12 protein-coding genes are annotated in these 12,669 nt (G+C 69.8%); 9 read left to right on the top strand and 3 right to left on the bottom strand.

The genetic code is table 11. The annotated features are described in order from the left end of the window. The 6 genes from VF468_04380 to VF468_04405 all read left to right on the top strand — a co-directional run. Positions 1-450: branched-chain amino acid ABC transporter permease (locus VF468_04380; protein HEX5877551.1), on the top strand; the 450-nt coding region annotated here is incomplete at its 5' end. Then, positions 447-1,382, top strand: a complete 936-nt coding sequence (locus VF468_04385; GenBank protein ID HEX5877552.1) for a branched-chain amino acid ABC transporter permease — start codon at positions 447-449, stop codon at positions 1,380-1,382. The genes VF468_04380 and VF468_04385, both read left to right, overlap by 4 nt. An 11-nt stretch (positions 1,383-1,393) precedes the next feature. Then, the gene (locus VF468_04390) at positions 1,394-2,665 is read left to right on the top strand and encodes an ABC transporter substrate-binding protein (GenBank protein HEX5877553.1); all 1,272 of its coding nucleotides are present in this window, start codon (positions 1,394-1,396) and stop codon (positions 2,663-2,665) included. 1 nt (position 2,666) lies between these two features. Further along, complete coding sequence (locus tag VF468_04395) at positions 2,667-3,440, top strand: ABC transporter ATP-binding protein (GenBank protein HEX5877554.1); 774 nt, start codon at positions 2,667-2,669, stop codon at positions 3,438-3,440. 49 nt (positions 3,441-3,489) lie between these two features. Further along, a complete protein-coding gene (locus VF468_04400; protein ID HEX5877555.1) occupies positions 3,490-4,131 on the top strand; it encodes an ABC transporter ATP-binding protein in 642 nt (213 codons plus the stop codon). A 13-nt stretch (positions 4,132-4,144) separates the two neighbouring features. After that, positions 4,145-5,497, top strand: a complete 1,353-nt coding sequence (locus VF468_04405; GenBank protein HEX5877556.1) for an amidohydrolase family protein — start codon at positions 4,145-4,147, stop codon at positions 5,495-5,497. A gap of 132 nt (positions 5,498-5,629) precedes the next feature. Here the strand turns inward: VF468_04405 and VF468_04410 are convergent, their stop codons facing one another. Then, positions 5,630-5,806, bottom strand: coding sequence for a hypothetical protein (locus tag VF468_04410; GenBank protein HEX5877557.1), 177 nt, complete (start codon positions 5,804-5,806; stop codon positions 5,630-5,632). A gap of 371 nt (positions 5,807-6,177) precedes the next feature. Between VF468_04410 and VF468_04415 the strand changes: the two genes are divergently transcribed. Then, complete coding sequence (locus VF468_04415) at positions 6,178-7,002, top strand: polysaccharide deacetylase (protein ID HEX5877558.1); 825 nt, start codon at positions 6,178-6,180, stop codon at positions 7,000-7,002. 165 nt (positions 7,003-7,167) lie between these two features. After that, a complete protein-coding gene (locus tag VF468_04420) occupies positions 7,168-9,516 on the top strand; it encodes a penicillin acylase family protein (protein ID HEX5877559.1) in 2,349 nt (782 codons plus the stop codon). A gap of 73 nt (positions 9,517-9,589) precedes the next feature. Here VF468_04420 and VF468_04425 read toward each other — a convergent pair whose 3' ends face one another. Together VF468_04425 and VF468_04430 are read right to left on the bottom strand one after the other, a co-directional pair. Continuing rightward, positions 9,590-10,189, bottom strand: coding sequence for a hypothetical protein (locus VF468_04425; protein HEX5877560.1), 600 nt, complete (start codon positions 10,187-10,189; stop codon positions 9,590-9,592). Between the two features lie 157 nt (positions 10,190-10,346). Beyond that, complete coding sequence (locus VF468_04430; GenBank protein HEX5877561.1) at positions 10,347-11,423, bottom strand: metallophosphoesterase; 1,077 nt, start codon at positions 11,421-11,423, stop codon at positions 10,347-10,349. 545 nt (positions 11,424-11,968) lie between these two features. On the opposite strand from VF468_04430, the gene VF468_04435 reads away from it, so the two are divergent. Further along, positions 11,969-12,376 (top strand): aromatic ring-opening dioxygenase LigA, encoded by a 408-nt coding sequence (locus tag VF468_04435; protein ID HEX5877562.1) that lies wholly within the window; start codon positions 11,969-11,971, stop codon positions 12,374-12,376. Positions 12,377-12,669 lie beyond the last annotated feature (293 nt).

A 12,669-nucleotide genomic window follows, 5' to 3' on the forward strand; every position in this document is an offset into this window, starting at 1 on the left:
ACATACCGGCTGTTCGTGATCGCCCTGGCGACGGCGGTCGGGGTCCTGCTGTACGTCGTCCAGCACCGCACAAGGTTCGGCGCCCTGATCCGGGCCGGGGTGGACGACCGGGAGACCGCCGAGTCGATGGGGATCAACGTCCCGCGTGTGTTCACCGCCATGTTCGTGTTCGGCGCAGCGCTTGCGGGACTGGCCGGTGTGGTCGCCGCCGGGCTGCTCACCCTCCGCCCGGGAGCCGACACCGACATCCTGCTCTTCGCGCTGGTGGTGGTCGTCGTCGGTGGTCTGGGCAGCCTCCAGGGGGCGGCAGTCGGGAGCGCACTGATCGGGCTCGTGGACGCCTTCTCGAAGGCGTGGGTGCCCGAGCTCTCCTACTTCGCGGTGTTCGCGCCGATGGCGATCGTGCTCATGTTCCGGCCCTCCGGCCTGTTCGGCAGGTCGGGGACATGAGCACGGCCCGCTGGGCGAAGGTCGCCGCCCTCGCCGCCGGGATCGGGGGCGTGGTCGCCGCCCCCTACGTGCTCCCCAGCTATGTCGTCTCCCTGCTCACCCTGGTGTTCATCTCCGCCCTGCTGGCCGGCAGCGTCAACCTGCTTGCGGGCCTGGCCGGACTGGTCTCGATCGGTCACGCCGGGATCGCAGCGGCGGCCGCCTACGGCGTGGCGTGGGCCGCCGTCCACGACCTGGGGCTCGCGGCCGAGCTGGGGATCGCGGCGGCGCTGACCCTTGCGGTGAGCGTCGTCTATGCCCTCACCACCATGCGCACCGCCGGAATCGTGTTCCTGATGATCACGCTGGCACTCGGGATCACCGTGTTCGGTCTGGCCCTCAAGCTGTCGAGCATCACCGGAGGACAGAACGGCTTGACGGGCATCCGCCGACCCGAGGCCGTCAGCGAGTGGTGGAAGTTCTACTTCTTCGCTGCAGCCACCTACGGCCTCTGCCTGCTCGGCCTCGCCGTCCTGTCCCGGTCGCCGTTCGGGCTGATGCTTCGGGGGATCCGCGAGAGCCCGACCCGGATGACCAGCCTCGGCTACTCCGTGACGGCCGTGAAGTTCACAGCCGTCGTGGTCTCGGGCACCTTCGCCGGGTGCGCCGGGGTCCTGCTGGCCTGGAACTCGGAGTTCATGAGCCCGTCGGCGGCCTCGTTCTCGCGGTCGGCGCTGGCGGTGGTGATGGTGATCGTGGGAGGGACCGGGACCCTGCTCGGTCCGCTCGTCGGCGCCGGGATCGTGGTGGCGGCGGAGTACTGGCTCAGCTCCTACGTCGAGCGCTGGCAGACGGTCCTGGGGGTGGTGCTCATCCTGGTCGTGCTGTTCGCGCCCCGCGGGATCGTCGGCGGGTGGAAAGACCTGGCACGGAAGTTCACACATCGGCCTTGAGAGGAGAGGTCATGATCCCAAGCAGAGGGAGAGGTCGGCAGCGGACCGCCCGCGTCCTGCTGGTCGCCCTGGCGCTGGTGGTCGCCGCCTCGGCGTGCGCCCCGGACGAGGAGACGACAGGCGGCGGCACGGAAGGCACGGTCAAGCTCGGGTTCATCTCTCCGGTCACCGGCTTCGTGGCGGCGCTCGGCACCGACATGCGCCGCGGGTGGGAGATGTACTGGCAGCAGAACGGCGGCAAGGCCGGGGACGTGACCGTCCAGACCGTGTTCGAGAACGACACGGGCGATCCCGAGGTGGCTCTCACCAAGGCGCGCCGCCTGGTCGAGCAGGAGCAGGTCCAGCTGGTCGCGGGGCCCATCCTCGCCAACACCGCCTACGCCGTGGCCGGCTACGTCGCCGGCAAGGGTCTGCCGACGGTGCAGATGACCGGCGCCGACGACCTCACTCAGCGGAAGTTCGACCCGCTGGTGCTTCGCGTGGGGTACACGAGCAGCCAGTCCAACTTCCCAGCCGGCCAGTGGGCCTACGAGCAGGGGCACCGGTCCGCCGTGACCATCTGCCCGGACTACGCCTTCGGGTGGGAGAGCTGCGGCGGCTTCGTCAGCGCCTTCGTCGACGCCGGCGGCAAGATCCAGAAGCAGGTCTGGCACCCGCTCGGGACGCAGGACTTCAGCACCTACGTCTCCCAGGCAAGGCAGGCCAATCCGGACGTCGTGTTCATCGGCTCGGCCGGTGGCCCCGACGCCATCCTCTTCTACAAGGCGTGGACGGGCTTCGGCCTGAAGGACAAGATCCCCCTGGTCGGGAACTGCTGCTTCGCCGACCAGGTGTTCCTGCGCGAGGTGGGCGATGAGGCCCTCGGCCTCCAGAGCTTCACCTACTGGTCCGAGGGTCGGGACTCCGCCGTGGTCCAGAACTTCGTCAAGGCTTACGAGCAGCAGCACAAGGAGATCCCCTCACTGTATGCCGCGGGGGCCTACATGATGGCCCAGGTGGTCGCCGAGGCGCTGAAGAAGACCGGCGGCAAGATCGAGGGCGCCGACTTCATCAACGCGGCCAGGCAGGTGTCGCTGTCCGACAGCCTGTACGGCGCACTGACCTTCGACGACACCAACAACGTGGTGGGGCCGGTGTACCTGACACGGGTCGAGCGGCGCGACGACGGGACGCTGTGGAGCGTCGTGGAGAAGACCTTCCCGGAGGTGAGCCAGTTCGGGACCGAAGGCAAGGATGCGTTCCTGGAGCACCCCGTGTTCAGCCGGGACTACACGGGACAGTGAGGTGGCGTTGCTGGACGGGCAGGCCGAGCCGGTTCTGACGCTCGAGGGTGTCGTTCAGCGCTTCGGTGGGCTGGTGGCCGTTGACGGGGTCTCGCTGTCGCTGGGACCCCGTCAGCGGCTCGCCGTCATCGGGCCGAACGGGGCGGGCAAGACCACGCTCTTCCGCCTCATCGCCGGGGACATGGCGCCGAGTGAGGGCCGGATCTCCCTCTTCGGGCGCGACGTGACCCACATGCCCGCCCACAGGCGGGCGCGCATGGGCCTGTCGCGCACCTTTCAGGTGACCAACCTCTTCGGCGGGTTGTCGGTGCTCGACAACGTCCGGCTTGCCGTGCAGGCCCGGGAGTCGAGCCGGTGGCGGTTTCTCGCCCCCATCCGGCAGGGCGACCAGGTCGGTGTCGCCGCCCGGCGGGCGCTGGAGCGGGCCGGGATCGGGTCCCGGGCCGGGGACCGCGTGGCCGATCTCTCCCACGGCGAGCAGCGCCAGCTCGAGGTCGCCCTGGCACTGGCGACCGAGCCCCGCATCCTGCTGCTTGACGAGCCCGCCGCAGGTCTGTCGGCGGGCGAGCGGGCGAGATTCCGTGAGCTGCTTGAGTCGCTCCCCAGGACGCTTCCGCTGCTGCTGATCGAGCACGACATGAGCCTGGCCCTGAGCCTTGCCGACGAGGTGCTCTGCCTGCACAACGGGCGCCCGATCGCTCTCGGTCCACCGGGCGAGGTCCGCAACGACGCAACCGTCCAAGCGGTGTACCTGGGACGGGCGGTCGATGCTTGAGGTCCTGAACGTATCCGCCGGGTACGCCACCGGCACGGTGCTGAGGGGCGTGAGCCTGACGGTCGCCGAGGGCGAACTCCTCGCCCTGCTGGGTCGCAACGGGATGGGCAAGACGACCCTGCTGCGGGCAATCGCCGGCCTCAGGCCGCCGGTGCTGACCCGCGGTTCCATCCGGGTCGCCGGGGAGGACGTCTCGACGCTCCCGAGCTACCAGGTGGCACGTCGGGGCGTGAGCCTGGTGCCCCAGGGCCGTCGGGTCTTCGGAAGCTTGACCGTCGAGGAGAACCTGCGCATCGTGGCTCGCCCGAACCGGGGCTGGGACCTGGCGCGCGTCTACGACCTCTTTCCGCGGCTGGTGGAGCGCCGAAGCCAGGCCAGCTCGACGCTTTCGGGCGGTGAGCAGCAGATGCTCGCCATCGGGCGTTCCCTCATGACCGATCCGAGACTGCTGCTGATGGACGAGCCGTCGGAGGGCCTCGCGCCGGCCGTGCTCGACCTGATCCTGGACCGCCTGCTCCAGATCAAGCTGCAGGGCCAGGCCGTCATGCTGGCCGAGCAGAACGTCGACCTCGCCCTCGAGGTGGCCGACCGGGTCTGCATCCTCGGTGAGGCAGGCGCGATTGGGTGGTCGGGGCCACCGGCGACCCTCCGCGACAACCCGGCCATCCTGCGGGAGCTCGTGGGGCTGTGAGAAGGGAGCAAGCATGGCCGAACGACCTACACCACGCCGCGGGCACTACCTGATCCAGGGGGGCTCGGTCGTCTCGGTGGACCCGGACGTCGGAACCCTCCGCCGCGCCGACGTCCACGTGCAGGACGGCCGGATCGTCGGCGTCGGCGCGGGGCTCCACGCACCTGGGGCGGAGGTCCTCGACGCCTCGCGGATGATCGTCATGCCGGGTCTCGTCGACAGCCACTTCCACATGTGGAGCACGGTGGGCCGGAACTTCGTCTCGGAGGGCTTCGAGTACTTCCCCGCCAAATGGGCCACCTCCGCTGTCTACCAGCCCGAGGACTTCTACCGCAGCGTGACCCTCGGCCTGGTCGAGTGCGTGGCGGCCGGCATCACCACCGTCCACAACTGGTCCCACAACACCCGCTCCCCGGCCCATGCCGATGCGGAGCTGGAGGCGCACCGTGACGGCCTGGTGCGGGCGCGGTACTCCTATGGGCACCGTGACCTGCTGCCCGAGGACGAGGCCCTCGACTTCACCGACATCGACCGGGTCCGCGGCCAGTGGTTCGGCGACGGGTCACCATTCGGTGGGCTGGTGCACCTCGGGGTCAACCTGCGCGGCCCGGACCTCGGCGACCTGGCGGTCTTCGACCAGGAGATGGCGGCGGCGATCGCGCGCGGGCTGCCGGTCGCGATCCACACGGTCCAGGGGGCCAGCACGGCGGTGAGCGCGCCCGCGCTGGAGGCCAAAGGCTACCTCGGTCCCTCCTTCCTGCTCTGCCACTTCCTCGCCGCGACCGAGGCCGACCGCCGGGCGATGGCCCGCACCGGCACCCCGCTCAGCTTCGCCGTCCACTCCGAGCTGCGGCTGGGTGAGGCCGGCGACCCCCGGGCGGCGCTGCTGCGGATGCTCGCCGCCGGGGTCTGCGTCACCCTGTCAATCGACGCGGCGTCCCTGGCCCCCGTCAACCTGTTCGAGGCCATGAGCGTCGCCTGGAACATGGGTATCCCCTGGCAGGAGACCGACACCAAGGACCTGGAGCCGCTCGGCTTCCGCAAGTGCATCGAGATGGCCACGATCAACGGCGCGCGGGCCCTGGGGCTGGAGGCGGTCACCGGGTCGCTCACGCCGGGGAAGCGTGCCGATCTCGTCATGATCGACGCCAGCGGCCTCAACGTCGCGCCCGTGGTGGACCTGGAGTCGACCATCGTACGGTCGGCCACCCCTGCCAACGTCGACACGGTGATGATCGACGGCCGCATCCTCAAGCGTCACGGGGAACTGCTCGCCTTCGACGTCGGCCGGGTTGTCCGCCAGGCCGAGGAAAGCTCGCACGAGGTACGGGCACGCGCCGGGGGCCGTCTCCAGCCGGAGCCGTAGCCTACCCGGCACCGGCGGCACAGCGGATGCCGCCGAGGATGTGGGCGGGAACGGGTGCTGGGTCCACGCCGCCGGGAGCAACCGGGTGGACGCTGGCGGTGTGGTCGTGTTGTGGTCGGCCATGACGCTCTATCAGGTGAACTCGCCGAGCGTGATGCCTTCGACCTCGTCGCGGCGGAAGTGGGCGCCGGCGGTGTCGCGGGGGTTGAACAACGCCCTGAGCACCCGTACCCCGGCCCCACCGATGGCGGCGGTGGCTCCCGGGTAGGCGGGATGGGTCGGGCAGCCCTCGGGGTGGGCCTGGGGCACAGGTAGCTGCCATAGCGCGAGTACACCGGCTCGGGCGCCGCCGAGCTGGCCAGCTTGGGGGCAGTGGGTAGTCCCTGATGCTCAGCGGTGACCTGGGAAGATGTCGCTCCGCACAGCGCTTGGCCCCAGGCTCAGGTCCGGTCAGCCTGTCTTGACTGTTTCAGGACGAGAGGTCGGGGTAGGGAGCTTCAGATCGCGTTCGTAGCCACCACTCGCCAGTGCACCGACCTGGTCGCTTGCTGGCGCCTTCGGGATGTGTCGGCGGTAGCAGGAAAGGTGGGCAGCCCATGAGTAATGACGCGAGCAACGGGCCGAGGGTTTCTGTCTGCCTGGGGTTTGACTTTGACGCGATCTCCCTGTGGATCGGGTCGATGGGGTCCACCAGCCCCAGCATGATGTCCCGGGGGGAATTCGGCGCGGCCGCGGTCCCGCGCATCCTGGACCTGTTGGAGCGCTACGATGCCCGCGCCACCTGGTGCATCCCCGGCCACAGCGTCTACGCCTACCCGGACCTGGTCCGGCGCATCCGCGACGCCGGTCACGAACTCGGCCACCACGGGTGGGTCCACGAGAACCCACAGAAATTCGACCGGGACGGTGAGCGCCGTAACCTGGAGCGCGGATTCGAGGCGTTCGACAAGGTTGCCGGCGTGCGCCCGCGCGGCTACCGGTCGCCCGCCTGGGACTTCAGTGAGAACACCATCGACCTGCTGCTGGAGTTCGGCTTCGACTACGACTCCAGCTGCATGGGCAACGACGTCTACCCGTACTACCTGCGCCAGGGCGACCGGGCCTCGCCGACCGAGCCGTATGTATTCGGCCAGCCGGTCGACCTGGTTGAGGTGCCGGTGACCTGGGGGCTGGACGACTTCCCGCCGTTCGAGTTCGTGTGGGGGATGAACCCGGGCCTGACCAGCCCTTCCGATATCGAGGAGATGTGGCGCGGCGACTTCGACTACGCCTACCAGCACTCCGACGGAGCGGTGTATGCGCTGACGATGCACCCCCAGGTCATCGGCCGGGGACACCGCATGCTCATGCTGGAGCGCCTCCTTGAGCACATGTCTGGCCATGACGGCGTGGCCTTCGAGACGATCAGCCAGTACGTCGACCGCTGGAAGGCCGCCAACCCGCTCGACCGCTGGAAGACCGAGCATCCCGAGTACGCCGAGCCTGGGACGCGCGGCGCCGCGTGAGCCCGACGCCCACGCTCTCCCGCCGCCGACGAACCGGACGCCGGAGCCCACGCTCTGGTGGCCGCCGGCCGTCCGTTCCTGGCCCTGGCGGGGCGCCTTCCGGGACACGGGCGGCGCGCCTGCTGGGGCAACGGCGATGCGGATGCATCCACGCCAGGGAGTGAGGTGGCCGTGACCGCCGACGCCGAGTACGTTCTAGAAGGCCTCCAGGGCCCCGCCGAGATCCTGATCGACCGCTGGGGCGTCCCGCACCTGTACGCCTCGACCCTGTATGACGTCTTCCGGGTGCAGGGCTTCAACGCCGCCCGCGACCGGCTGTGGCAGCTCGACTTCTGGCGTCGCCGGGGCCTCGGCCTGCTCGCCGAGGTGATGGGCCCGTCCATGGTCGAGCGCGATCGTGCCTCCCGGCTGTTCTACTACCGGGGGGACATGCAGCCGGAGTGGCTGTCGTATGGGTCAGACACCAAGCGGGTGGCGACCGCCTTCGTCGAGGGCGTCAACGCCTACATCCGCCTGGCCCTCCACGACCGAGCTCTGCTGCCGCTGGAGTTCCACCACCTTGGCTACGAGCCAGCATTGTGGGCTGCGGAGGACTTCGCCCGCATCCGCTCCAACGGGCTGTACTACAACCTGGACTCGGAGGTGGGCCGCGCCCTGATCCTGCGCGACTACGACCCGCCGGTCGAGGAGCTGCGCCGGCGGCGTGAGCCGCCGGTGGATCTGGTCGTGCCCGAGGGCCTGGACCTGTCGGTGATCCCTGACGACGTGCAGCGCGTCTACCGTCTGGCGATCGACCCGCCCGACCTCAGCCAGGCCCGCGAGGCGGTGCTGCAGGGCAGCAACAACTGGGTGCTGGCACCCGAGCGGACTACCACCGGCCGGCCGCTTCTGGCCAACGACCCGCACCGGGCGCTGTCGGTCCCCTCCCTGCGCTACCTGGCGCACCTGTCCGCGCCCGGCCTGGACGTGATCGGCGCTGGGGAGCCGGCCCTACCGGGGATCTCCATCGGCCACAACGGCCAGATCGCGTTCGGCCTGACGATCTTCGCGATTGATCAGGAGGATCTGTTCGTCTACGAGACCAACCCGAACGAGCCGCTGGAGTACCGGTACCAGGGCCGCTGGGAGCTGATGCGGGTGGTGCACGACACCGTCAAGGTCAAGGGTGGCGACGACGTCGAGGTCGAGCTGCGGTACACCCGCCATGGCCCGGTCATCTATGAGGACTTGGAGCGCCACACCGCGTTCGCGGTCCGTGCGGCTTGGCTGGAGCCGGGAATGGCCCCGTACCTGGGGAGCATGGACTACATGCGTGCGAGCAACTGGGACGAGTTCCTGGCGGCGATGAACCGCTGGGGCGCCCCGCCGGAGAACCAGCTGTTCGCCGACCCGTCCGGCCAGATCGGCTGGAAGGCGGCGGGGTTGACCCCGATCCGGCCCAACTGGGACGGCACCCTCCCCGTCCCGGGCGACGGCCGCTATGAGTGGGCTGGGTTCCGGGACATGGACGAGCTGCCGGTCGCCACCAACCCCGAGCGGGGCTGGCTGGCCACTGCCAACGAGATGAACCTGCCCGACGACTACCCCGCCTACGACAAGGTCATCTCCTTCGACTGGTACGCCTCATCCCGAGCCGAGCGGCTCGCCCAGGTCTTCGCGGGGGATCAGCGGTTCTCGCCAGAGGACTGCGTACGGCTCCAGTCGGACTTCGTCAGCCTCCCCGCCCGCCGGATCCTGCAGCGACTGTCACAGGTGACGGCGGAGGACCCGGCCACGACCGCGGCGCTCCAGCTGCTAGGGAAATGGGACGGGGACCTAACCCCCGACTCGGCAGCGGGCGCGCTGTTCGAGGTCTGGTACCGCCGCCATCTGCGGCCGGCGCTGCTGCGCCGTGCGCTGGCCCGGCTGGTCCCAGAGGACCAGGTGGAGTCCGTCATCGCCAAGGTGACACCCGATGAAAGCCTGTTGGCCGACCCCCGCGGAGACCTGGCGATCATCGAGCAACCGGTCGACTGGTTGGGTGAGGACGCCGAATTGATCCTGGACGAGATCCTTCGCTCGACCCTGGCCGCGGCGGTCGCTGAGGTGGAGGGGCTGCTCGGGCCGGACCGGGAGCAGTGGGCGTGGGGGCGCCTGCATGTCTCCCGCCTGGCGCACCCGCTGTCGCCGCTGTTGGACGAGGAAACCCGGGCGCGGCTGGCGGTCGGGCCGGCGCCGCGCGGCGGCAGTGGCGACACCGTCGGCAACGCGGCCTACCTGGCCGACACCTTCGTGCAAACCGGCGGGGCTACGTTCCGCATCGTGGTCGACGTCGGCAACTGGGACGGCTCGCTGGTCATGAACAGCCCCGGCCAGTCGGGCGACCCCGACAGCCCCCACTACGCCGACCTGTTCGAGCCGTGGAGCCGCGGCGAGGCGTTCCCGCTGCACTACAGCCGTGAGCGGGTGGAGGCCACAACCGAGCGGCGCATCCGCTTGCGGCCGCCTCCCGATCCTGGCCAATCGGCGGGGTGAGTCCCGGCCGCCCGGCTGCGGCGTTGCCGTCGTGATCTCATCATTGATGGTGCTCCGGTCTATCAGGCGCCTCTCATGTCGTGGTCGTGACCTGCCCGGCGGCCCGCTCGTCGGCCGGGTTGGGCGGGCACGCCTCGACCTCCATGGGGAACGACGTCACCCCCTGCCAGGTGACGGTGACCAGCTCCCCGCTCCCCACCAGCAGCACCGTCTCCTCATGACGCCCCCCGCGGCCCACGGTCAGGGTGGGCTTGAGCTGGACGGGGGGTTGGAGGTCGACCTGGGCGAGCACCGGCCCGGTGCGGCGGGGGCCGTCGTTGGTGACCTGGTAGCGGACCCGCCAGCCCTGGCCGGCCGTGCCCTGGCAGGGGGCTTCCCCGATGACCCGCACCTGGATGGGGCCGGCAACGGTGCCGGTGGTGAACGTCTCGGGGTCGCGGGTGCTCTTGCCGGTGGCCATGACCGTGCTGGAGGTCGCGGGCAGAGCGGTGACGGTGGGGGGTGGCGGGATCGTCGGTTGGGTGGCCCCCGGCGGGATCGTCGGTTGGGTGACAGCCGGAGGTTGGGCGGATTGGCGGTCCCTGTCGGCGACGGCCCAGGCCAGGGCCGCGACCCCGATGCCGACGAGGATGCCGACGAGGATGCCGACGAGGAGGGCGCGTCGGAGGGTCATGGCAGCCTCCCCTGCGCGGAGGCGGGTCGGCCCTCGTAGGCACCAGCCCTCCGCTCACAGGACCGGGCCCACGAATCATAGCCACGGTCGCGACAGCCCGGGCAGCGCAGCAGGCGGGCGTAGAGGTCGCTGGCGTAGCAGCAGCAGATGAGCTCGCTCATGGCCAGCACCCCGCGGTGGCTTGGTCGACGGTCGCGCCTCTGCCGTCGTTGCCGACCAGCCGGAACTCATGCGTCCACGTCCCGATCTGGTAGCCGGCGGCATGGGTCGAGGTCCGCAGCTGCAGCCAGCCGATCCCATAGTTGGTGTTGGAACGGTAGCGGGTGCCTTCCCGGGCCGGGTTGACCCGGAACGGAAGCCGCGACCGGCCCCCGACCCCGGCGGTGATCTGCCGCTGCCCATGCCCCCCTGCGGAGAGGTGGCCGTCCCAGGTCATCGCGCCCAGCCGGGCGAGGGCGTGGGCATGGCCGGACAGGATGATGTCGTTGTGGAAGTGGTTCAGGGTCAGGATGAACTGGTGGGTGTCGGGGTCGTCCCCGAAGGTGGTGGTCCCCCAGCGTTCATGATGCCAGATAGCGATCGAGCATTTCTGTCCGCTGGTGGCCCCACCGTGGCGGCGGCTCATGGCGAATCTGAGCCACTCAAGCTGGGGGCTGCCAGCCCCGCAAGCGGCGGTTTGGGTGTCGCCGGTGGAGCCGGTGACCCGCTGGCAGTCCGACGCCAGCACGAGGACGTACCAGTCGGGACGGCCGTCTGAGTTCACGTCGAGGTCGCGGTCGTAGTAGCCGAGGTCGGGACGGCAGGGGGGAGATAGCTGGCTGCAGGGGAGGTTGGCGAGCTGGTCAGCGAAATACGCCCGCCAAGAGGGGGCGCCGGGGCCGGGTTCGCAGACGTCGTGGTTGCCGAGGGCGGGGAAGTAGCTGATGCCTTTCAGGCGACCCCAGCTGCCGTGGTAGCCGACGGGTGAGGTGAACGCGGCTGGGCTGCCGCATTCGTAGACGAGGTCGCCGGGGAGGGCGACGGCGTCGGGTTGGCCGGCGAGGGCGAGTTCGCTGGTGCCGTAGTCGTCGCCGCGGGGCTCACCGACGGGGGGGCTGATGTCCCCGGTCCAGGCCAGCTCAAACACGCCACCGCTGCCGGGGATGGGGTTGCCGCCGGGCTGGGCGGCGGCCGGGACTGTGGCCACCAGGGCGGTCAGGACGGTGAAGGTGGCTAGGAGGCGGAGGCGGGTCATGCGGCCTGCTCCGTCGGGTCAGGTGGGCCGGTCGTCGTGACAAGTTTGGGGGTATCGTAACTGATGGGAATGGGTTTGCGCGGCTTGGCCGGGTCACCCATGTCTGCTGGTCGCGTGGTGGGTCGAGCGCCCCGCACACCCCATTGGTCGACAGCACGATGCCACCCCGCTTGGGCCTGGCCGGCTCAGCCGCGATCCGGGCCGGCCCGAACCCCGGGTGCCCGAGGGCAAGGCCGCCACCCGCTGCTCAACCAGCACGCTGGTCTGGTTGGCCATCTGTGGGGTCCGACGCTCCCTCGGGCGCAGGATCGCGGGGCCATCGCGGTCCAGCCGGCGCTCCAGCGGTAATAGGCCGATTCCACAAGGCTCGGCAGGCCTGATTCAATTGAGCACCGACACCTTCACCGCTTCCCGCTTCAACGCTGATCGCGAAGGGAGGTCCGTACCAGAGGCGATCGTGAGCCCGTGGCTGCCCGGCGACCGTCAACCCCGGGCCGCTCGAGGGGAGGACACCAGTGCGAAGGACCGCCTACGCCCTGTCGATCGTGATCGGTTTGGCCCTGATCATCGGGGGGGTTGCGACCTGGATCGTGGTCAGCACCACCCTTGCCGATCAGAAGATCACGGTGTCGGACGACGCCTCCTGTCTGGCCGGCGACGAAGTCGACGGGCCGTTCAGCGCCTACTGCGAGGCGATGGTCATCGACAAGCACGCCCTTGAGGCAACCGGAGGCCTGCGCTACGCAGAGTTGGACCGCGAGGATCCCAAGCGCCAGACGGCGCAGACGGCCTCGTTCCTCCAGGCCTCGCTGTTCACCTCGGTGGTGGCCTTTGGGGTGGCGGCAATGGCGATCGCGGTCGGCGTGCTGTTCATCCTGATCGGTCTGGGGATCAGGGACGTCACCAACCGGATCGGGGAGGTCGCCAGCAGCCACAGCCCGGCGACCGCCTGAGGTCGGCCGGACATCCGCTCTCGTTCTTCCAGGCGGAAACGCTGGTCGCTCCGCTTCCAGGCGTTAACCCAACGAGACGCAACCGGTAGGGATGAGGTCTTGAGGGCGATTCCCGTCTGGGTTGGAACAGCACGTCTGAGCAGCCTCTTTTTCGGTTCGCCGGTCGATGACGCTGGAGTTCCTCGTCTATCACTAGCTCACCGTCGCCGCTGCACATTACCGCGGGGTCGAATGGTCACGGTCGACGATGCCGGCGGCGCTCACTGGGTCTTGATCCAGTACATGCGTCTGCG

It is taken from the genome of Actinomycetota bacterium (genome assembly GCA_036280995.1).
Taxonomy (GTDB): Bacteria; Actinomycetota; CALGFH01; order CALGFH01; family CALGFH01; genus CALGFH01.